The sequence below is a fragment of the Amycolatopsis sp. WAC 01416 genome, from assembly GCF_003947485.1.
Lineage (GTDB): Bacteria > Actinomycetota > Actinomycetes > Mycobacteriales > Pseudonocardiaceae > Amycolatopsis.
Genome location: NZ_QHHX01000007.1, coordinates 315,435 through 336,319 on the forward strand (window position 1 = coordinate 315,435; position 20,885 = coordinate 336,319).

General features: G+C 69.2%; 21 protein-coding genes. 13 read left to right on the forward strand and 8 right to left on the reverse strand.

What is annotated here, in order from left to right; translation table 11 throughout:
* Positions 1–46 precede the first annotated feature (46 nt).
* Together DL990_RS25310 and DL990_RS25315 are read right to left on the reverse strand one after the other, a co-directional pair.
* On the reverse strand, positions 47–694 hold the full coding sequence (locus tag DL990_RS25310) for a TetR/AcrR family transcriptional regulator (RefSeq protein ID WP_125787445.1): 648 nt from the start codon (positions 692–694) through the stop codon (positions 47–49).
* Positions 695–747: 53 nt separating this feature from the next.
* On the reverse strand, positions 748–2,988 hold the full coding sequence (locus tag DL990_RS25315; RefSeq protein ID WP_199746586.1) for an NB-ARC domain-containing protein: 2,241 nt from the start codon (positions 2,986–2,988) through the stop codon (positions 748–750).
* Positions 2,989–3,081: 93 nt separating this feature from the next.
* On the opposite strand from DL990_RS25315, the gene DL990_RS25320 reads away from it, so the two are divergent.
* A complete protein-coding gene (locus DL990_RS25320) occupies positions 3,082–3,726 on the forward strand; it encodes a response regulator transcription factor (protein ID WP_125800116.1) in 645 nt (214 codons plus the stop codon).
* 9 nt (positions 3,727–3,735) lie between these two features.
* Here the strand turns inward: DL990_RS25320 and DL990_RS25325 are convergent, their stop codons facing one another.
* Positions 3,736–4,305, reverse strand: a complete 570-nt coding sequence (locus DL990_RS25325) for a LuxR C-terminal-related transcriptional regulator (protein WP_125787544.1) — start codon at positions 4,303–4,305, stop codon at positions 3,736–3,738.
* Between the two features lie 453 nt (positions 4,306–4,758).
* Between DL990_RS25325 and DL990_RS25330 the strand changes: the two genes are divergently transcribed.
* From DL990_RS25330 to DL990_RS25355, 6 genes are all read left to right on the forward strand, one after another.
* Entirely contained in the window at positions 4,759–5,286 is a 528-nt protein-coding gene (locus tag DL990_RS25330) for a toxin-antitoxin system HicB family antitoxin (RefSeq protein WP_233620563.1), read from the forward strand.
* A 51-nt stretch (positions 5,287–5,337) separates the two neighbouring features.
* Positions 5,338–6,183, forward strand: a complete 846-nt coding sequence (locus tag DL990_RS25335) for a DUF4097 family beta strand repeat-containing protein (protein ID WP_125787447.1) — start codon at positions 5,338–5,340, stop codon at positions 6,181–6,183.
* A gap of 32 nt (positions 6,184–6,215) precedes the next feature.
* Positions 6,216–7,166: an ATP-binding cassette domain-containing protein gene (locus DL990_RS25340; protein WP_125787448.1), complete on the forward strand. Its 951-nt coding sequence runs from the start codon at positions 6,216–6,218 to the stop codon at positions 7,164–7,166.
* A complete protein-coding gene (locus DL990_RS25345; protein ID WP_125800117.1) occupies positions 7,163–7,954 on the forward strand; it encodes an ABC transporter permease in 792 nt (263 codons plus the stop codon). Before DL990_RS25340 ends, DL990_RS25345 begins: the two co-directional genes overlap by 4 nt.
* A 208-nt stretch (positions 7,955–8,162) precedes the next feature.
* On the forward strand, positions 8,163–9,416 hold the full coding sequence (locus tag DL990_RS25350; RefSeq protein WP_125800118.1) for an HNH endonuclease signature motif containing protein: 1,254 nt from the start codon (positions 8,163–8,165) through the stop codon (positions 9,414–9,416).
* Positions 9,417–9,805: 389 nt separating this feature from the next.
* Positions 9,806–11,254: an alpha/beta hydrolase gene (locus tag DL990_RS25355; RefSeq protein ID WP_233620564.1), complete on the forward strand. Its 1,449-nt coding sequence runs from the start codon at positions 9,806–9,808 to the stop codon at positions 11,252–11,254.
* Here the strand turns inward: DL990_RS25355 and DL990_RS25360 are convergent.
* From DL990_RS25360 to DL990_RS25370, 3 genes are read right to left on the reverse strand one after another with little or no spacing between them, the layout of a single operon-like run.
* Positions 11,209–12,702, reverse strand: a complete 1,494-nt coding sequence (locus DL990_RS25360; RefSeq protein WP_125800251.1) for an alpha/beta hydrolase — start codon at positions 12,700–12,702, stop codon at positions 11,209–11,211. The genes DL990_RS25355 and DL990_RS25360 overlap by 46 nt on opposite strands.
* Positions 12,703–12,704: 2 nt before the next feature.
* Positions 12,705–13,424, reverse strand: a complete 720-nt coding sequence (locus DL990_RS25365) for an ABC transporter permease (protein WP_125787548.1) — start codon at positions 13,422–13,424, stop codon at positions 12,705–12,707.
* A gap of 26 nt (positions 13,425–13,450) precedes the next feature.
* Positions 13,451–14,329, reverse strand: coding sequence for an ABC transporter ATP-binding protein (locus DL990_RS25370; protein ID WP_199746587.1), 879 nt, complete (start codon positions 14,327–14,329; stop codon positions 13,451–13,453).
* A gap of 119 nt (positions 14,330–14,448) precedes the next feature.
* On the opposite strand from DL990_RS25370, the gene DL990_RS25375 reads away from it, so the two are divergent.
* Together DL990_RS25375 and DL990_RS25380 are read left to right on the forward strand one after the other, a co-directional pair.
* Entirely contained in the window at positions 14,449–15,552 is a 1,104-nt protein-coding gene (locus DL990_RS25375; protein WP_125800253.1) for a sensor histidine kinase, read from the forward strand.
* The gene (locus DL990_RS25380; RefSeq protein ID WP_125795204.1) at positions 15,549–16,151 is read left to right on the forward strand and encodes a response regulator transcription factor; all 603 of its coding nucleotides are present in this window, start codon (positions 15,549–15,551) and stop codon (positions 16,149–16,151) included. Before DL990_RS25375 ends, DL990_RS25380 begins: the two co-directional genes overlap by 4 nt.
* Here the strand turns inward: DL990_RS25380 and DL990_RS25385 are convergent.
* On the reverse strand, positions 16,148–16,720 hold the full coding sequence (locus tag DL990_RS25385) for a helix-turn-helix domain-containing protein (RefSeq protein ID WP_125787452.1): 573 nt from the start codon (positions 16,718–16,720) through the stop codon (positions 16,148–16,150). The two genes, DL990_RS25380 and DL990_RS25385, sit on opposite strands and share 4 nt — an antisense overlap.
* A gap of 67 nt (positions 16,721–16,787) precedes the next feature.
* On the opposite strand from DL990_RS25385, the gene DL990_RS25390 reads away from it, so the two are divergent.
* The 4 genes from DL990_RS25390 (at position 16,788) to DL990_RS25405 (ending at position 19,669) form a co-directional block, all read left to right on the forward strand.
* On the forward strand, positions 16,788–17,381 hold the full coding sequence (locus tag DL990_RS25390) for a bifunctional 2-polyprenyl-6-hydroxyphenol methylase/3-demethylubiquinol 3-O-methyltransferase UbiG (RefSeq protein ID WP_125800119.1): 594 nt from the start codon (positions 16,788–16,790) through the stop codon (positions 17,379–17,381).
* Positions 17,378–17,842, forward strand: coding sequence for a DinB family protein (locus DL990_RS25395; RefSeq protein ID WP_125800120.1), 465 nt, complete (start codon positions 17,378–17,380; stop codon positions 17,840–17,842). The genes DL990_RS25390 and DL990_RS25395 overlap by 4 nt, the downstream gene beginning before the upstream one ends.
* A 13-nt stretch (positions 17,843–17,855) precedes the next feature.
* On the forward strand, positions 17,856–18,827 hold the full coding sequence (locus DL990_RS25400; protein WP_125800121.1) for an alpha/beta fold hydrolase: 972 nt from the start codon (positions 17,856–17,858) through the stop codon (positions 18,825–18,827).
* Positions 18,828–19,189: 362 nt separating this feature from the next.
* A complete protein-coding gene (locus tag DL990_RS25405; RefSeq protein WP_125787456.1) occupies positions 19,190–19,669 on the forward strand; it encodes a DinB family protein in 480 nt (159 codons plus the stop codon).
* A 50-nt stretch (positions 19,670–19,719) separates the two neighbouring features.
* Here the strand turns inward: DL990_RS25405 and DL990_RS25410 are convergent, their stop codons facing one another.
* A complete protein-coding gene (locus DL990_RS25410) occupies positions 19,720–20,880 on the reverse strand; it encodes a S1 family peptidase (protein WP_125800122.1) in 1,161 nt (386 codons plus the stop codon).
* Positions 20,881–20,885 lie beyond the last annotated feature (5 nt).

Genomic DNA, 20,885 nt, shown 5'->3' on the forward strand with positions numbered 1-20,885 from the left:
CGGGAAAGGTTCAGTGCGCACGCGATCGGACTCGGGCGAAGGCCGGTCACCGGGTCGTGAGGTCGTCCAGTTCGTCCGCGATCAACAGGCCGGGATCGAATTTCATACCGGTGAAATGGCCGGCGAGTTCGAGTGAGAGCACGCCGTGCAGGCGGGTCCAGAAGGCGAGCGCTCGATGCAGGGTCGCGGACGGGGCCGGATCGTCGCCCGCCCAGTCGCGGTGGCCGTCCAGATGCTCGTCGAACGGGGTTGCCGGCTTGTCGACGGTGATCCCGCGGGACGCTTCGAGCAGCACGGTCATGACTTCGTGCGAAATGGCGGTGGTGTCGTCGGGCGCGTGGTAGCCGGGAACGGGTGTGCCGTAGATGAGGAAGTAGCGCTGCGGGTCGCTCCGGGCCCAGTCCCGGATGGTGACGGCGAGCCCGGCCAGGTCGGCACCGGCGTCGAACGCCGCGCGGACGGTGTCGGCCAGGCTTCGGTAGGCGTCGCGGATCAGCGCGGTGATGAGGTCGTCGCGGCTGGCGAAGTACCGGTACAGGGCGGGACCGCTCATCCCCACCTGTTTGGCGATCGCGTTGAGCGACAGCGCGGGCACGCCGGCGGCGGCGATCTGCTCCCACGCGTGCTGCTTGATCTCCGCGCGCACCTGGTCGCGGTAGCGCTCCCGCGGGCTCTGCCCGTCCGCGTCCGTCATCGGCCCTCCCGCTCCGTCGGCCCGCAGCTTAGTCGGCGCTTCTCCGCGAGTGGTCACTCGGGCAGCAGCGCCAGTTCGCCCAAAGCCTGCTCCCGCCGGGCGGTGAACGACGGCTCGGGGGACAGCTCGACGGCCAGGGTGAGGCACTCCCTGGCCTCCTCGAAAGCACCCGCTTCCCGCCAGGCCCGCCCTTCGCGGAACGCGCAGATCGCCTCCATCGCGTCGAAACCGCCTTCCCACGAGAGCCACCGGCTGGTGCGGTAGTAGCCTGCCGCTTCCCGCCATTCGGCGAGATCGCCGAGTACGTCACCGATGGCGCGCAGGGACAAGGCCTTCAACATCCGGCGGAGGCCGGGATAGGTGTCGGCCGCCAGCCGTTCGGCGTCGGCGAGCACGCCACGGTGGACGGCGAGCGCTTCGGCGTGCTTCCCCGCCGCGAGCAACGCGTATCCGTAGACGTTCCGTGCCGAGCTTTGCCCGTCCCAGAACGGTAATTCGTCCGCCAGCTCGTAGCCGCGTTTCGCGAATTCGAACGCTTCGGCGTCCTCCCCGACGTACCGAAGTACCTGGCCGAGGTAGATCGACGCCCAGGTCTGCTCGGTGCGGTCGCCGATCCGGACGGCGATGTCCAGCGCGCGTCGGTGCGCCTCGACGGCACCTTCGGCGTCGTCGAGGCAGACACTGCAGGCCCAGCCGACGAAGTTGAGCAGTTTCGCCTCGTCCCCGGCGTTGCCGAGCGCCCTCGCCGCGTCCGCGCCGAGGGAGAAGATCTCCCACCACGGCCGCTGGGAACTCCGCCCGTCGGAGTACCAGTGCAGCGCGATGGCGAGATCGCCGACCTCCCGGTGCCAGCCCTTCCGTGCCGCGACCCGGTGCGCGGCGATCCAGTTCCCGGCCTCGATGTCCAGCCAGCGCGCGCTTTCGTCCCGTGAACCGAACCGGCCGGTTTCCGGGGCCCGCGGGTAGAACAGCCTGGCCGCCTCGGCGGCCTTGCCGAGCAGATGGGCGAGCACGATGTCCCGCGCGGCAGGGTCTTCCTCCGCCTCGAACCGTTCCTCGGCGAACAGGCGGATCAGGTCGTGGAACTGGTGCCGTTCCGGATCCGCCGTGGCCTGCAGGAGACTGGCGTCGACGAGTTCGCCGTCGTGATCGCGGACGTCGGCGGGGGCCGCGCCGGACACGACGCCCGCGAGTTCGAGGCCGAAGTCGGCGCCCGGCACGGTCGCCAGAAGCCGGAACAGCCGCCGCGCTCCGGCCGAGACCGCGCGATAGGACAGGTCGAACGCCGAGCGCAGTTGCAGATCTCCCGCCGCGAGCGCGCGCAGCCGGGTGCCTTCGTCACGCAACCGGTCGGCCAGGTGGGCCAGCGACCACTGCGGCCGGGTCGCGAGCCGGTTGCCCGCGATCCGGACGGCGAGCGGAAGGAAGCCGCACAGTTCGACGAGTTCCCGCGCCTCCGCCTGCTCCGCATCGACCCGGTCGGCGCCGATGATCCTGGCGAGCAGACCGGTCGCGCCGCCGTCCGAAAGCGGTTCGAGCCCCAGCCACCGGGCGCCTTCGAGCCCGGCGAGCGTGCGGCGGCAGGTGATCAGGGTGAGGGAGCCCGGCCCGGCGACCAGCAGCGGCCGGAGCTGCGCCTCGTCGGCGGCGTTATCGAGCAGCAGCAGGACTTTCCGGCCTTCGAGCAGCATCCGCAGCAGCGCCGACCGGTCGTCTTCGGAGGCGGGTACCTGCCCCGGCGCTACGTCCAGTGCGCGCAGCAGCCGGTCGAGCGCGGCACGGGCGCTCAGCGGTTCTTCGTCCATCCCGCGCAGATCCATCGCGAAGACCCCGTCCGGGTAGTCCGCGCGCCAGAGATCCGCCGCGGTCACCGCGAGCGCGGTCTTCCCGACCCCGGCCTGTCCGACGATCGCGACCACGCCACCACCCTCGGCGGCCTTGGCGGACAGTTGCGCCAGTTCGCTTTCGCGGCCGGACAGATCCGGCGGCGGCGTGGGCAGCGCGCAGGTCGCCGCGACCTGGGCGGCCAGCGCCGGGTTCCGGCGGCGTCCCTGTTTGGCGACGGTCAGGAAGAACTCCCGGTCACCGCCGGTGAGGCCGAGCGCGTCGGCCAGTACCTCGGCGGAGCGCTGCTGAGCGGCTCGCGCGCGGCCGCGCTCCAGCTCGCGCAGGGCACGGACGCTGATCCCGGAGGCCTCCGCCAGCCGTCCCTGTGTCCAGCCCGCGGCCCGCCGGTGTTCGAGCAGCAGCTTGCCGAACACCGACCGCGTCTCGCTCGCCTCCACCGGTTCCACCGCGGTCCATTCAACCGGCAGGCTTCCGCCGTCGAAAAGCTGCCCCCTGCTTCCGCTTGTCCCGGCTTCGCCGCGGCCGGTTACCTGGAACCCATGTCGACGATCATGACGACGCCCGTCCGCCCGGTCGCCCGGACCGAAGGGCGCCGGGAGATCCTGGTCGCCGTGCACGACGACGGCCCGCTCGTCCGCGCGGGCCTGCGCAGCGCGCTCGGGGACGGCCCCGGCATCACGTTGCGGGACGACCCGGCGCAGGCCGACGTCCTCGTCGCGGTCGCGGGGGACGAGCCGCGCCGGATCCCCGCCGGATCCACCCGGCTGGTGCTGGTGGCCGATCGGCCCAATCAGGCCGAACTGTGGGCCGCGGTGGAACGCGGGCTCGCCGTGGTCGTCGCGCGCTCCGAGGCGACGCCGGGACGGCTGCTGCGCGCGGTCGCCGACGCCCACGCCGGCCGGGGCGATCTGCCCGCCGATCAGCTCGGCAGCCTGCTGCGGGGGATTTCGCGGCTGCACAAGGAAGTTCTCCAGCCGCGTGAGCTCACCCTCAGTGGCCTTTCGCCGCGCGAGACCGAAGTGCTCCGGCTGCTCGCGGACGGGTTCGACACCGGTGAGATCGCCCGGCGCGTGGCCTACTCCGACCGCACCGTGAAGAACATCCTGCACGGCCTGCTCAGCCGGTTCGGTTTGCGCAACCGCACCCACGTCGTGGCGTACGCGCTCCGCGAAGGCCTCATCTGACGAACGGCTTCAGATCACCCCTTCGCGGATCGCGTACGCCACCGCGTGCGACCGGTTCCGCAGGCGCAGCCGGTCGGTGACCGCGTAGATGACGTTCTTCACCGTTCGTTCCGAATAGGACAGTTCGGTGGCGATTTCCTGGGTGTCGAATCCGTCGGCCATCAGCCGGAGGACGTCGATCTCCCGCGACGAGAGCGCCGATCCGGCGGGCCCGCTCGGCGCGAGCAGTTCCCGGTGGAGCCGCTCGGCGTGTTCGGTCAGCCTGCCGAGCAGAGCCGACGGCGGGGTCACGGTGCCCGACGCGGCGACACGGACGCTGTCGGCCACCCGGGAATCGGTCATCGCCGACCTCGGCAGGATGGCGACCACCCGGCACGCCACCGCGGCCGCGAGCCCGCCTTCCTCGATCAGATCGGTCACCAGCACGATCGGCTTGCCGAGTTCGACGGCGACCTCGCGCAACGCGGCGACCGCGTCGGCCGAAAGCCGGTCGAAAGCCGCGACGACGACATCGGTTTCGTCCCGTGCCCGGCCGTCGACCACCGCCACGGACGCGCGGGTGTCGAGGAGGTCGGCCATTCCGGCCTTCGTGATGGGGTCCAGGGCGCAGACGCTCACCCGAACTGCTCGCATGTGTTCCTCTTCTGTCGCGGACGGCCCGCTGTCCACTGTGGATCTTCGATTTGTCAAGGTCCGCCGGTACAGAAAGCGTTGCCCGCATGAGCGAGCACACCTCTTGTACGGTGGAAACCGGGTGGCGGCCCGCCTCGGTGACCCCCACACCTGATGGCGGGTCGCTCCCTTTTCCCGCGCGGCTCGCGGCGATTCTCGCCCGCCGTGCCGGCCCCGGCAACGCAATCGGCCGCGTCCTGCTTCCCGCGCCAGCCGAGAATGGCCGAATGGGCATCCCCTTGCCGTGACCATGACCGCCGACCCAAGAATTATGCCTCCGACCTGCGTAAACGCCACTTTGGCGCAAGATGGCGCCATCTGACACTTGCCATGGCGCCATCGTGGTGCCATGATGGCATCATGGATTTGACGCCCTTTGTGGACACCGTTCGCCGGGAGCTCGCCGTCGCCGCCGAGGCGGGGGGAGCGGAGGCGAGCGCGCTCGCCGAACGCCTGACCGCGCCGCTCGCGTCGGCCATCCGGCTGGCGCTGCTGGACGCGTTGTCCGCGGCGTCGGACGAGATCACCCGTGACCTCGCGCCCGGTTCGGTCGAAGTGCGGCTGCGCGCCGGGGAAGCCAGCTTCGCCGTCACGCTTCCCGCGGCCGAGCAGGACGGGCCGATCGCGGTCGCGGCGCCGGAAGCCCCGGCGCCTCCGCAGCCGCCGCTGCCGGACGAAGAAGGAGCCACCGCCCGGATCAACTTCCGGCTTCCGGAGCACCTCAAGGCACGCGTCGAGGAAGCCGCCGCCGCACAAGGCCGTTCGGTCAACGCGTGGCTCGTGCGGGCCGCGTCCGCCGCGCTCCAGCCGTCGGAACGGGCCACCCCGCCCGCTCCGGTGAGCGGCGGTCACCGGGGCACACAGCGTTACACGGGCTGGGTCAGCTAGACCCCGCTCACCAGCACAAACATCGATCACACCACCTCTGAGGGGACAACCATGCCTACTTTCGCCACCCCGGAACCCATTCTCGCGGACCTCGAGCCGGTCGTCGGCAACGTCCGCATCGTCGCCGGCGACCGCACCGAAACGGTCGTCGAAGTCGCCCCGCTCGACGAGAACAACGCCTCCGACGTCGACGCCGCGAAGCGGACCGTCGTCGAATTCTCCGGCGGCACCCTGACGGTCCGCGCGCCGAAGATGCGCCTGCTCGACTTCAGCAACCGGACGAGGTCGATCGACGTCACCATCGAACTGCCCGCCGGCTCCCGGGTCCAGGGGAGCACCGGCCTCGGCGACCTGACCGCGACCGGGCCGCTCGGTACCTGCCGCTACAAATCCGGAACCGGGCACATCCAGCTCGACCACACAGGTGAGCTGAAACTGCACTCCGCGTCCGGGAACATCGTCGTCGAGCGCGTCGACGGCAACGCCGACATCAGCACGAGCTCCGGCCGCGTGCACGTCGGCGGGATCACGGGCACCGCGGTGGTCAAGAACTCCAACGGGTCCACCACGATCGGCGCCGCCGGTGACTCGATCCGCCTCCGTTCGGCCAACGGCGACATCACCGTGGAAAGCGCCGAACGCGGCGTCGAAGCCAAGACCGCCAACGGTTCGGTCCGCGTGCTCGACGCCGCCAGGGGGACGCTCACGCTCGGAACGTCGTTGGGGGACATCGAGATCGGCATCCGCGAGGGCAGTGCGGCCTGGCTCGACGTGAACACCAACTTCGGCCGGGTCCTCAACGACATGACCGCCGCCACCGCGCCCGGCGACGCGACCGACAAGGTCGAAATCCACGCCGGCACCGCCGTCGGCGACATCATCGTGCACCGTTCCTGACCAACCGGTCCTTACACTTCAGGGGAATCCACATGAGACACCCGGCCATTTCCGCGACCGGACTGCGCAAGTCCTACGGCGACAAGGTCGTCCTGGACGGCATCGACCTGCACGTCCCGACCGGCACCGTCTTCTCCTTGCTCGGCCCCAACGGCGCGGGCAAGACCACCACCGTCAACATCCTGTCCACTTTGGTCGGTCCGGACGGCGGCGCCGCGACCATCGCCGGAGCCGACCTGGCCACCGATCCGGACGGGGTCCGTTCCGTCATCGGCCTCACCGGCCAGTTCTCCGCGGTCGACAACCTCCTCACCGGTGAGGAAAACCTGTTCCTCATGGCGGATCTGCACCATCTGCCCCGCCGCGAGGGACGCAAACGCGCCGCCGAACTCCTGGAACGGTTCGAGCTGACCGACGCCGCGAAGAAGACGCCGGCCACCTTCTCCGGTGGCATGCGCCGGAAACTCGATCTGGCGATGACGTTGATCGGTGACCCCAAGGTCATCTTCCTCGACGAGCCGACCACCGGCCTCGACCCGCGCAGCCGCCGCACGATGTGGCAGATCATCCGGGACCTCGTCGACAGCGGTGTGACGATCTTCCTCACCACGCAATACCTCGAGGAGGCCGACCAGCTCGCCGACCGCGTCGCCGTGCTCGACGGCGGCCGGATCGTGGCACTGGGCACCCCCGATGAACTGAAGCGTCGCGTGCCCGGCGGGCACATGCAGCTGAAATTCCCCGACGCCGTCTCGCTGCGCGACGCGACCCGCGTACTTCAAGTGTCCACTTCGGACGAAGAAGCCCTGGTGCTCCGCGTGCCGACCGACGGCTCCGTCACCGCCCTTCGCGCCGTGCTGGACCGGCTCGACGCCGAAGCGGTCTCCGTCGACAGCCTCACCGTGCACACCCCCGACCTCGACGATGTGTTCCTCAGCCTCACCGGTCACCGGACCGAAGCGACCAAGGAGATGGCCCGATGACCGCCCTGTCCCTCTCGATGCGCGACTCGGCGACCATGCTGCGGCGCAACATCCGGCATATGCAACGCTATCCGTCGCTCACCATCATGCTGATCGGGCAGCCGATCGTGTTCCTGCTGCTGTTCGTCTACGTCTTCGGCGGCACCCTCGGGAACGGTCTCGGCGGCGGCGGAGGCGGCAGAGCCGAATATGTCGGCTACGTCACGCCCGCCATCCTGCTCGTCACCGTGTGCAGCGCCGCCCTCGGCACCGCCATCTCGGTGGCGACGGACATGACCGAGGGCATCATCGCCCGGTTCCGCACGATGGCGATCAGCAAAGCGTCGGTCCTGACCGGCCACGTCGTCGGCGCACTCATCCAGACGGCGTTCGCCCTCGCCGTGGTCTTCGGTGTCACACTGCTCATCGGCTTCTCGCCGACCGCGGGCGTCGGCGAATGGTTCGCCGCAGTCGGCATGCTGTTGCTGCTGACCATCGCGCTCACCTGGCTGTCGGTCGCGCTCGGCCTGGCGGCCAAGAGCGTGGAGACGGCCAGCAACACGCCCATGATCTTCATGCTGCTTCCCTTCCTCGGCAGCGGTTTCGTGCCCACCGACTCCATGCCCGCCTGGCTGCGCTGGTTCGCCGACTATCAGCCGTTCACGCCGGTCATCGAGACCATCCGCGGCCTGCTGCTCGGCACCCCGATCGGCAGCAGCGGCTGGCTCGCGGTCGGGTGGTGCGTGCTGCTTTCGGTCGTCGGGTACGTGTGGTCGAAGTCCTTGTTCGCGAAGGAACGCGACCGCTGAGAGGTCGACTGGGGGTCGCCCCGGGCCGGAACGTTGGTGTTCCGGTCCGGGGCGTTGGTCTTTTGGCGGTCTTTGGTGGTCGGTCTTGCGTGACCACGCAACGCGAGTTTGTTTTCTCGGCGCCATCACCCTTCAGTGTTGTTCGTTCGATTTCATTGTCGCTTAAAATTACGAACGCCTGTTCGATTGCTTGCGGTATTATTGAGGGGTGTCCGAGACTTTCCTTCCTGAGTTGCCGCAGGAACTGTGGCGCGCCGGCAAGCTGGAGCTTGCCCATGGCGTGCAACAGTCTTTGCAGGTGATTCGGATGGCCACCGCCGGTCTGGGGCGATTCTTGGCGGAGATCGAGTCTCGTGGCGTCAAAGACCTGTACGGCTATGGTCGTACAGCCAACTGGTTCGCCGATATCGCGGGACTATCGGTCGGTGAGGCGCGTGCGGTGGTGAACCGGGCCGTCGCCCTGAACCCCACTCGTGCTTTGGATGGCACTGAGGTTCCTGCTGCCGCACCGGCTACTGCTGCGGTGGCGGAGGAGGGGTTGGTCGGGGATGAGCGGATCGATCAGATCCTGGAGATCTTGAAGAAGCTCCCGGCCGACACTTCCACCGAGGACCGGGCCAGTGCCGAGAAGATCCTCGCCGACCTCGCCCGCGACGCCGGACCCCGCCAGCTCGCGGACGCCGAAGTGAACCTCCTGGCCTGGCTGGATCCGGACGGCAATGAGCCGAAGGATCCCGAACCTACTGAGCCGCGCCGGGAGATCACGCTGGAGCGCCGTAAGGACGGGTTCTGGAAACTCACCGGCCTTCTCGATGACGAGACCGGTGCCCGCACCGCGGCCGCCCTGGAGGCGTATGCGCAACCGCGGCCGGTGGACGAGTTCGGCCAGGTGGATCTGCGGATGAAGTGCGAACGGATGGGTGATGCGTGGGTCGACATCCTGGACTTGGCGATCGCCTGCCCGGACCAGCCCGGGACCAGCGGCTACCGCACCCTGCTGCACGTCACCATCGGACTCGACGCACTCAAGTCCGGCCTGGGTAGCGCGTGCGTGGACTTTGTCGGGACGATGAGCGCCCGCGAGGCCCGCCTCGCGGCCTGCGACTGCCTGATGCTGCCGGTTGTCATGAGTGCGGCTGGTGAGCCGCTGGATGTGGGGCGGTTGCGACGGTTCGTCACTCCCGGCCAGCGCCGCGCGTTGAACATCCGGGATGGCGGCTGCGCGTTCCCCGGCTGTCATCGGCGGCCGAAGAACTGCCACGCCCACCATATTCGTCACTGGGCTGATGGAGGTTCTACGGATCTTCGGAATCTGGTGCTGCTGTGCGGTTTCCACCACCGGCTGATCCACCACGGTGATTGGGAAGTCCGGATGGCGGCCGATGGGTTACCGGAGTTCATCCCACCCCAATACCGAGATCCGCTCCGAAAACCCCGGCGCAACACCCTCCACCACGTGTGACCCGAGGAGCCCGCCAGCCACACCGGCGACGGGCCCCTCGCCATGCCCAGCGGACTTGAAGTACATGAAGGGGTCCTTCGGTGCCACCGAGATTTCCCGTTCCGTGAAGGCCCCCTTGAGAGACCCAGAGTCCCTCAAGGAGTCCTTCACGGAACGACGGCCAGGAGCCGGCAGAAGGCCCCGACCGGACCGGTCACAGCACGACTGTGTGGATCTCGGGTCATCCAACGCACCAAAATCCACACAGTCCCCCCAGCCAGAGAACGACGCGTAGCGATCCCCCGAAGAACCCCCCCAGCGGGCTAGACGCATCCGACTCCAGACGGACGCCCGCACACGGGTCCCGCTCCTAGCCTGAAACCCACGAATTCGACAGCAAGGAGCCCGGGTTGCCCAAGAAAACAGCCATCGTGGCGGCCCTCGTCCTGGCCGCCGCCCTGACACCGGCAACACCCGCCGCCGCACTGACGCCGTCGATCACCTGGCACGGCTGCACGACCGGTCCTGGCGACAGCCTCGGCGCCGAACTGGACAAGGCCGGTGCGCAATGTGGCGACGTCGTCGTGCCGGTCGACTACCGGCGGCCGCGGGGCCGGGAGATCACCGTCGCGCTGGCACGGATCAAGGCCACCGATCCCGCGCGCCGCCGCGGCGCGGTGCTGCTCAATCCGGGCGGGCCGGGTGGTCCGGTGATGGAGTTGGTGCTGGCCGGGGCGTCGATGCCGGAGATCGCGGCGGAGTACGACCTCGTCGGCATGGATCCCCGGTTCGTCGGGCGTAGTTCGCCTCTGCGGTGTGCTTGGAACACCGATACGTTCACGCGTTCGGCCGGGCCGGACGTCAGGTCGTTCGGCGAGAGTGTCGCTTTCGCGAAAGAGTTGGCGCGCGGGTGTTCTGGCAATGATCACGAGCTTCTGCGGGCCGCCTCCACCCGGAACACCGCCCGGGACATGGACGTCGTGCGTGCCGCGCTCGGCGAACGGAAGATCTCCTACATCGGCGCCTCCTATGGGACCTACCTCGGCGCGGTGTACCTCCAGATGTTCGGCGCGCGGGCCGATCGGTTCGTGCTCGATTCGTCGGTCGATCCCGAGGTGTTCGGGCCGGGTCTGCTCCGCCCGACCGCCCCGGCGCTCGACGCGGCGTCGAGGAACTGGGCGAAGTCCGCCGCGGGACAAGGACTGGGCGAGCAGACCTTGCGGGACATCGCCAGGGCGGCGGAGCGGCGGCCGTTCAAGGTCGGGAAGTACACAGTGGACGGTCATATGGTGCCGTATCTGTTCTTCGCGGGCCTCTATGACGACCGGCCCGCGTCGCAGGCCGAGTTCGCCACCACCGTGCGGACACTCCGCGATGCGGCGGCGGGTCTTCCCGTCACGCCTTCGGCCGCGTTGAACGCGCTCCTCGACGGCCTGACGACCGGATCCGGCGCCGCCACCGACCGGGCCGGGACGCCGGTCGTCTGCGCGGATCGCGCGGCTTCCCGTGCCCCGGCGACGTACTACCGGGACATCCAGGCGCATCGGGCCGCCGAGCCGCTGTTCGGCCCGCTGGCCCGCAACATCACGCCCTGCGCGTTCTGGCCCGTGGCTCCCGTCGAACACGCCACCCGGATCCGCAACAGTTCACCGGCCTTGCTCCTCGGCTCGACCGGCGACCCCGCGACGCCCTACGCGGGGCAACTCGCCATGCGCAGGGCGCTCGCCGGATCGCGCCTGGTGACGGTGGAAGGCGCGTACCGCCACTCGGTGTTCCTGAAGGGCGACGCGTGCGTCGACACGGCGGTGCGGGACTACTTGCTGAGCGGAGCGCTCCCCGCGGACCGGACCTGCCGCTGACTCCCGCAGGCGAGATCGTGCCGTGGCCGCGCGCCGGTGACCAGGAAGTCCGTCGCGAGGTCGTTGGCGCACTCGTTGTCCTTGAACAGGTACGCCAGATGCCCGCCCTGGTCGACGGTGACCATCCTGGCGCGGTCGCCGAAGGCCTCACGCAGTTTCCGCGCTCCCGCCAGCGGCGTGGCCGGGTCGCGGAGGTTCTGCACGATCAGCACGTTCGACGGGCCGCGGCCGGTGATCTTCACCGGCGGTTCGATCGGCTCCGACGGCCAGAACGCGCACGGCGTGATGTTCGCGGCCGCCGCACCGAACAGCGGATGGCGGAACCGGTCGATCGTGACGTTGCGCCGGTACGTCCCGACGTCCTCCGGCCAGTCGGAGTCGTTGCAGATCACGTGCAGCTGGCTCGCGATGTAGTTGTCCGCCGGGTAAGCCGTGCCGGTGGACGACTGCCCGGAGGTGGCGGGCGGTACGGGTTTCCCGGTGTCGAGCGCGCGCCAGGTCTCGGCCAGATGCGGCAAGCTCTTGTCGTAGTAGAGATCGGCGAAGGTGATGTGGCGGAACACCTGGCCGTTGTAGCCGTCCGGGCTCGGCGTCCTGTCCAGCCGCGCGGCGAGTTCGAAGTACTTCGCCGTCACCTGTGCCGGCGTCCGGCCCAAGCCGTATTCGGGTTTCGAGGCGGCGAACTTCGCGAAGTCGGGGAAGCGGTCTTCGACACCCTGTCCGAACAATCGCGAGAAGGAGGCGTCCCAGCCGCCGGGTCCGGTCGCGCTGTCGATCAGGAACCGGTCGCTGCGCTCCGGGAACAACGTGGTGTACACCGAACCGAGGTAGGTGCCGTACGAGATGCCGAAGTAGTTCACCTTCCGCTCGCCGAGCGCCTCGCGGACCCGGTCCAGGTCACGGGCGGTGTTGGCGGTGGTCATGTACGGCAGGAGCGGCGCGGTGGCCGAGGAACCGCATTTCGCGGCGACGGCGGCGACCCGCTGGGCCTCGGTCGTCACGTCGGCTGAGTCGCGCGCGTACCTCGGGATGTTGGTCGGATGCTCCGCGAGCGACAGCCCGCAGGTCACCGGTGTGCTGTTGTGGACGCCTCGCGGGTCCATCCCGATCACGTCGTAGCTGTCGAGCACCTCCTGCGGGATGTCGAGCTTCTTGAGGGTGGCTGGATAGGCCAGTCCTTCGCCGCCGGGGCCGCCGGTGTTGGTCAGCAGCACGCCGCGGCGCTTTTCCGGCTTGGTGCTCGCGAGCCGCGAGATCGCGATCTCGATGGTCTTCCCACCGGGGTCGCGGTAGTCCAGCGGTACCTCGATGGTGCCGCACTCCAGTCCGAGACCCGACGCTTCTTCCGGGCACGGCCCCCATTTCGGCGGGGGAGCCGCGGACGCGACGGCGGGGGTCGCCGCGGTCACCAAGGCGGCCGCGAGTACAAGAGGCAGGGCTTTGCGCATGCTCATCGGCGCGGCTCCCAGCGGAAGAGCTTCGAAGCCAGGACGACGGCGACGACGACCCAGGCCAGTGTCGGGGCGAGCAGGAGCAGCGAGTCGGCGACCGCGACGCCGCCGTTCCAGGCGTTGACGGCGAGTTCGGTGGCCGAGCCCCCGGGCAGCAGCCGCTTGAGCAGGGGCAGCTCGTCGGTGCCGGAGATGCCGACCCAGGTCGCCACGCCGAGGACGCCGAGACTGACCGGCAGGGTGGTGACCTGGGCGTGCTCGGGGGAGTTGGTCAGGCCCGCGGTGGCCAGGCCGAGGCCGATCATCATGGCGACGGTGGCGAGCACCGCCACCACCAGCAGGGCGATGTTCGCGGGCCTTCCGGTGACCACGCCCAGCACGGTCATGATCACGGCCACCTGGACGAGCGCGATCACGGTGACCGGCAGCACCAGCCCGACCAGGATGGAGCCGTCACCGGCAGCGGTGGAGCGCAACCGTTTGAGGAACAGGTTCTGCCGTCGCGAGGCGAGCGTGGTCACCGAGCTGGCGTAGAGACCGAAAGCGCAGACGGTGAACATCACGATCGCCGCGATGTAACCGAGACTGCCGATCTTGGCGAAGGTTTCGTGCTGGTGGATGAAGAACGCGGAGACGGCGACGGGCATCACGAAGCTGGTGATCAGGACAGAGCGGTTCCGGAAGATCTGGATCAGCTCGCCACGGGCTATCGAAAGCATCATTCTAGTCCTTTGTGGAGGGTCGGCTAGTCGTTGTCGATGGCGCGGAACACGTCGTCGAGCCGGGTCGGTCCCGCTTCGAGGTCCTGCAGGTCGATCGCGTGGTCCTGCGCCCACCGCAACAGGACGTGCAGGTCCTTCTGCAGGCCGTGGGTCTCGATGACGAACTTCCCGTCGGTCTCACGCCTGCCTTGCAGAGGCAGCGCCGGAGCCGACGGCGGCAGCGAGAACCGGATCACGGCGGGCAGCGTCCGCGTCAGTTCGGAGACCGTGCCCTCCTGGTGGAAGGTCCCGCGGTGCATCAGCCCGATGCGGTCCGCGCGCTGCTGCGCCTCTTCCAGGTAATGCGTGGTGAGTACGATCGTCGAACCGTCCTCGCGCAGTTTGTCGACGGCGTCCCACAGCGCGTCCCGCGATTGGATGTCCAAACCGGTCGTCGGCTCGTCCAGGAACACCAGTCGCGGCGAGCCGTACACCGCGGTCGCGAAGTCGAGCCGCCGCTTCTCGCCACCGGAAAGCTGCGACACTTTCGTGTCGGCCTTGCGGGTCAGGTCCACGATGCCGAGTACCCGTTCGAGCCGGTCCGTGCGCCGGGTCAGCGTCCCGATCAGGCGGACCGACTCCTTGACCGTCAGATCCGGGGAGAAACCGCTCTCCTGCAACATGATCCCCATCTCGGGGCGGACGGCGGCGCGGTCACGCGGGCTCTTGCCCAGCACCCGGACCGTGCCGGAGGTCGGTGTCCGGTGTCCTTCCAGGGTTTCGAGGGTCGAGGTCTTCCCCGCCCCGTTCGTGCCCAGCAAGGCATAGAATTCGCCTCGCCGGACCTGGAAGGACAGATCCTTCACGGCGTGGAAGTCGCCGTATTTCAAGTTCAGCCGCTCAACGTCGATCACTGGTGTCATACCCGGATCTCACCCGCTGAGGCGCGGCCAGGGCAGTGCCCTCACGTCACCACCGACCCATGACGTGGTGTCACTGGTGCCCGCCGTCGCGGAGGGCCGATACTGGTCCCATGTCTGATGTGGACACCGAGCCGGCGCAGGGAAAGCTGCGCAGGCTCAACCTCACCATGTTCTTCCCGCTGCTCGCCGTCGGCGGGGCGGTCGTGGTGGCGTCGGACGCGCGGACCTGGTGGCAGGCGGTCGTCCTCGGGGCGAGCGTGCTGGCGGCCATGGTCGCCTTCGTGCGGTGGGCGGCGGGGGAGGTCCTGCGGGTCGCGATCCCGTGCCTGGTCGTCACGGCGGCCGTGTGGCCGTTCTCGGTGCTGGTGGCCGGCGGCAGTTCGGCGTTCTTCGGCGTCTTCCTCGTGGGCTCGCTCGTCGTCCCCCAGCTTCCCCGCCATCGGGTCGCGGCGGGTGTCGCGCTCATCGTGTACATCGCGGGCGTGGGCGCCATGCGGCTCCTGGTCTCCCACGAGGACGTCACCGGTGAGCTGGTCAGCTTCGTCTTCGTCCCGGCCGCGATCACCGCCGTCGTGCTCGGCCTCATGTTCCCCAACAAGCGGTTCTACGACGTCGTGAAGGAACTCGAGGAGTCGCGCGAGCGGGAGGCGGAATTGGCCGTGATCCGCGAACGTGTCCGGTTCGCCGGCGATCTGCACGACATCCAGGGGCACACGCTGCACGTGGTGAAGCTGAAGACCGCGCTCGCCAGGAAGCTGGTGGACATCGACGCCGAACGGGCCAAACAGGAACTGGGGGAGATCCACGCGCTCGTGGCCGACACGATCACCCAGACGAAGGAACTCGCCTATGCCCAGCGACGGCTCAACCTGTCCGCCGAACTGGAGAACGCGAGGAACCTCTTCGAGGCCGCGGGGATCCGCGTGCGCGTCAACCGGGAGGCGGACGTCGATCCGGAGGCCGGAAGGCTGCTCGGCCAGGTACTGCGGGAGACCACGACCAATATCCTCCGCCACGCGCAGGCGACCCGAGTGCGGATCACCCTGTCGGAATGGAGCATCGGTATCGTCAACGACGGCGCCCAGCGAGGGCCACTGCCCGAACTCCGGGGGCTCGCCGCGCTCCGGCAACGCGTCGCCGCGGACGGCGGCGAACTGACGGTGGAACAGGAAGACGGGCAGTTCGTGACGGCCGCGTCCTTCCCGGCCCGGGAGGAAACATGACCACGGTGGTGCTCGCCGACGACGAAGCCCTGCTGCGCAAGGCCATGGCCGCGTTGCTCCCGCTCGAAGGCGAGATCACCGTCCTGGCCGAAGCGGAGAACGGCGAGCAGGCCGTCGAGGCCACCCTGCGGCACGAGCCCGACGTCCTCGTCATCGACCTCGAAATGCCCGGCGTGGACGGCCTCGGCGCGGTCGCGGAGATCCGCCGCACCCGGCCGAACCAGGTCATCCTCATGCTGACCAGGCACGCGAAACCCGGCGTGCTCCGCAAAGCACTCAAACTCGGGGTGCAGGGCTTCGTCAGCAAGGCGGCCGAACCGTCGCACATCACCTTCGTCATCGCCGCCCTGCACCAGGGCAAACGCTGGATCGACCCGGACGTCTCCGCGCTCGCCGTCGTCGACGACTGCCCGCTGACCGAGCGGGAACTGGAGGTGCTGCGGGTGACCGGCGAAGGCTATTCCGTCGCCGAGATCGCCGCCCGGCTCCACCTCGCGCAGGGCACGGTGCGGAACTATCTCTCGAACGCCATGCAGAAGACCCAGACGCAGACCCGGCACCAGGCGGCCAGGTACGCCCGAGAGCACGACTGGCTCTAGCGTGGCCGGACGTGGGCGCGCTCGCCCTGCGGTCCGAACAGGACGAGGGTTTCGACGGCGTGACCGTCGGCCGAGCCGAGCCAATGCGGCAGCGCGGTGTCGAACTCGGCGGCCTCGCCGGGCGGCAGCACCAGGTCACGGTCGCCGACCACCAGTCGCAACCGTCCATTGAGGACATACACCCATTCGTAGCCGCCGTGCGTCTTCGGGCTGGGTTCCGCCGGTTCGTCGCGGCTGGGGATGAGCATCTTGAACGCCTGCACCCCGCCGGCGCGCCGGGTGAGCGGCAGGAACGTCATGCCGTGGCGGTGGATCGGCCGCAAATGGATGCGCGGGTCGCCGGTACGGGGAGCGCCGACCAGGTCGTCGAGCGGCACGCCGTGCACGCGGGCCAGCGGGAGCAGCAGTTCCAGGGTTGGCCGTCGTCCGCCGCTTTCCAGCCGTGACAACGTGCTTTCCGAGATCCCGGTCGCCACCGACAGTTCGGCCAGAGTCAGGCCACGGTGTTTGCGCAGGGCGCGCAACCGGGGACCCACCGAGTCCAGTACTTCGTCCGTCTCGTCCGCCATGCCGTCGATCTTGCCAGGTCGGCAAGTTTTCGTGCCAATTCGGCTGCGCTGAGGCGAAGGTGTGGTCATGAACGCGACGGAATTCTGGGACGAACTCCACGAACGGCGTGCCGCCGGAACACCGAAGGTGAACGCGAGGCTGCCCGAGATCGCCGGTCCGCTGGCCCCGGGCACCGCGCTCGACCTGGGCTGCGGAGGCGGGGGCGACGCGTTGTGGCTGGCCGCCCGAGGCTGGCGGGTGACCGCGGTCGACATCTCCGGAGCGGCCGTGCGCGCGCTCCGGGAACGCGGCGGGCCGATCACGGCGCTCCGGGTCGATCTCGCCGAAGACTTCCCCGACGGCACTTTCGATCTGGTGTCCGCGCAGTACTTCCACACTCCTTTCGCACTCGATCGTGCCCGTGTCCTGCGCGCCGCCGCGGGCGCGGTGAATCCCGGCGGGCGGCTGGTCGTCGTCGATCACGGCTCCGCCGCGCCCTGGTCGTGGGACCAGGACGCCGAGTACCCCACTCCGGGTGACGTGGCGGCCGAACTGGATCTCGACCAGGCGGAATGGTCGATCGAGCGCGCGGAGTCGACAGAACGCCAGGCCACCGGCCCGGAAGGCCGGACCGCGACCGTCATCGACCACGTCCTCATCCTCCGGAGGGCCGGGCGGTGAGCCGCAAACGCGACGCCGGGCCGCCTTCGACGGGCCCCGGCGAGAAGGACGTGCTCGCCGGGTTCCTCGACTATCTGCGTTCCGCGGTCGCGGCGAAGGCCGAAGGAGTACCGGAAGAGCAAGCACGCACTCCGGGCGTGCCGTCGGGGACGAACCTGCTGGGCCTGGTCAACCACCTGACCCAAGTGGAACGGCATTGGCTGCTCGGCCACCGCGTCGCCGATTGGAAGGCGACGTTCCATCCGGGCCCGGACGACACGGCGGCGTCGATTCTCGCCGCCTACCGGGAAACCATCGCCGAGGCGAACGCCGAAATCGCGTCATGGGACGACCTCGCCGCGGCGGGGCCACGCCGGGGATCGCGGCGCTGGACGCTGACCCATCTGATCGAGGAAACCGCACGGCACGCGGGACACGCCGACATCCTGCGCGAACTGATCGACGGCGCCACCGGGCGCTGAAACGGAGACTTCCATGCTTCACCGAGCCGCCGCGTTCGTCGTGGCCCTCGTCCTGTTGACCGCGTGTGGTTCGCCCTCGGCCGCCGCTCCGCCCCACGAGAACATCACCCGCGGCGACGCGGCTTTCGCGCGGCAGTTCCGCCACGAGTTCGCCGACGTCGACGGGGTGAAGATGCACTACGTCACCGGCGGCAAGGGAGCCCCGCTCGTCCTGCTGCACGGCTGGCCGCAGACCTGGTACGGCTGGCACCGTGTCATGCCCGCGCTGGCCGAGCACTTCACGGTGTACGCCCTCGACCTGCCCGGTCTCGGCGACAGCGCCGGCGCGCCGCCCGGTTACGACAAGGCCACCTTGGCCCGCTACGTCCACGGTCTCGTCGCCGGACGGCTGGGCCTGCGCGACGCCCGGATCGTCGGCCACGACCTCGGCGCCGCGGTGGCGTTCCAGTACGCCGCGCAGTTCCCCGGCGACCTCACCAAGCTCGCGTATCTCGACCTGCCGTTGCCGGGTCCCGCGCTCGACGCGGCGGCCTACCGGAACCTGAGCTGGCACATTGCCTTCCACTCGCAGAAGACGGTTCCCGAAGCCGTCGTCGGCGACGACGTGCGCGAGTACCTGTCCCTGTTCTATCCCCAGGTCGCCTACTCGGGGACCGCGTTCGGCGGTCCCGGGGCGCCGTCGCCCTTCGACGAAGCCGAGATCGACGAGTACGCCCGCACCTACACCCGGCCGGAGGTCCTGCACGGCGGCTTCGAGCTGTATCGCACGCTCGGCCAGGACGCGACCGCGAACACCGTCGCGAAACCCATCACCACGCCCACCCTGCTGATGACCGCCGAAGGACTGCTCGAACCGCAGAAGGCCACCCTGGCGCCCCGTGTCACGAACCTGGCCCGCGCGGTCGACGTGCCGCGGGCGGGACATTGGCTCGCCGAGGAGAATCCGGAGTTCGTGAGCGCCGAACTGGTCAAGTTCCTGAAGTAGGGAGGGGTAAGGCAAAGGTGTCGGGTCGCGGGGGTTTCGTGGCCTGTCACCTTTGCCTTGCCCCTCAATAGAACCGCACCAATCACTCACGACCCTGTCGAAATCCGTACATACATACACCAAATGGAAATCCGACTGTCGGATAGCGTCCTTTGTGGACATACAGGGTTCGGGCTCATCCCGGTCAGCTGCCGCTCCGGGTCGCCGAAGATGTCCAGCTCGACTCACCACGGGCGAGACTGACCAGCGGCTATGCGGCGGGGAGGGGTGTGAAGGTCGAGTTTCCTCGGTTGAGCCGAGGGAAGGGGGCCTTCACGCGCGGCTGTGGCTGGTGGGATGCTTCGCCCGTGTCCTCTTCACCGATGCCTTCGTTGGACGTCCTCAACCATCCTCTCCGCGAACAGTTCGAGGTGTTCCTCGACGAGCATCGCCGGGTGCTCGACGACTGCCTGGAGGGGGTGACCGAGGAGCAGGCGCGCCGGTCGCTCGTTCCCTCCCGCACGACTCTGCTCGGTCTCGTGAAGCACGCGACCTTCGTGGAAAAGGTGTGGTTCGACGAAGCCGTCACCTGCCGCCCGCGGACCGAGATCGGCCTCCCCGCCACCCCTGACGAATCGTTCGTCCTCGACGAGGAGGACACGATCGCCACCGTGCGGCAGGCGTATCGCGAAGCCTGCGAGGCGTCGCGCAAGGCGGCTGCGGCCCTCGATCTGGACGACCTGCTCCTTGGGAACCGGCGTGGTCCGCTTCCGCTGCGGTGGGTGTACCTGCACATGCTGCGTGAACTCGCCCAGCACGGCGGCCACGCGGACATCCTGCGGGAGCAGATCCTGAACGCGTGACAACGCCCGATGGCGGGGAGCAGGCGCTCCCCGCCATCGGGCGTTTTTCGTCAGGAACGGGTCAGCGTGACCCCGTACTTGTTCGCCGCGTCCACGACCGGCTGGTAGTACGAGTACGAACCGGTGGCGTTGGCACCCTGGTTGTAGCCGCAGTCGTGCCCGTCGGCGGGGCCGCCGGAGGTCATGCCCTGCGCGGTGTTGCCCGCGATGTAGGCGCCGCCGCTGTCGCCGCCCTCGGTGCAGACGGTCGACTTCGCCAGCCCGGAGGTGGCGACGCTTTCGCCGCTGTAACGGACGGTCTGGTTGTAGGCGGTGATCTTGCCGCAGGTCCAGCCGGTGGTGTTGCCCGCCTTGCACAGCGTGGTGCCGACCGGCGCCTTCGAGCTGCCGGTGATCCGCACCGTGGTGCCCTTGCGGGTGTCCACGTAGCCGCGGCCGGTGTCCTCGGCGTCGATGTCCATCAGGCCCATGTCGGCCGACGGGAACTGGGTGGCGACGCCCCGTCCGATGTGGACGCCGTTGCGGTTCAGGATGTCCGGGTTGCCTTCGACGCAGTGCCCGGCGGTGAGCAGCACGTTGTTGCCGTTGCTCGTGGTGCCGGGGAAGCCGAGCGAGCAGTTGGTGCCGGGGACGAGGTCCATGATCTGGCCGGCGATGACGTCGGCCTGCGTGGTGTTGCCGTTGGCGACACCGGTCTGGACCGCCACGCCGGGCAGCGCCGTGAGGCGGCGGACGAGCGCGCTGTCGGCACCCGGCTGCACGGTGACGACGACCTTGTCGGCCGCGAGTTCCGGACCCCACGCCTGCACCTGGCCGACGTCCTTGCCGATCACCTTGCCGACGGTGGCGGACAGGGCGTTCAGCGCGTTCTCGCCACGGGCGCCGGTGCGCGGGGTCAGCCCGGCAGAGCGGACCGCCTCGGCGGATCCGGCGTCGGCGGCGTTCACCACAAGGGCGCCGGCGTCGTCGAAGTACGCGCCGTCGGTGTGGAGACCGCGTGTTCTGATGCTCTCGAGCGAGGCGATCAGGTTCTTCTCGTGGTCCAGCTTCTGCGCGGCCTGAAGCGGGCTGACGCGCAGCTGGGCGGCGAGGGTCTCCAGCATCGTCTGGTCGTAGGCGGTGACCGGTGCGGCGGTCGCCGGGACGGCGAAAGCGCCGATTCCGGCGCAGACGCTCAGCAGGGTGAGCATGACGGGTCCGCGAATTCGCATGCGAA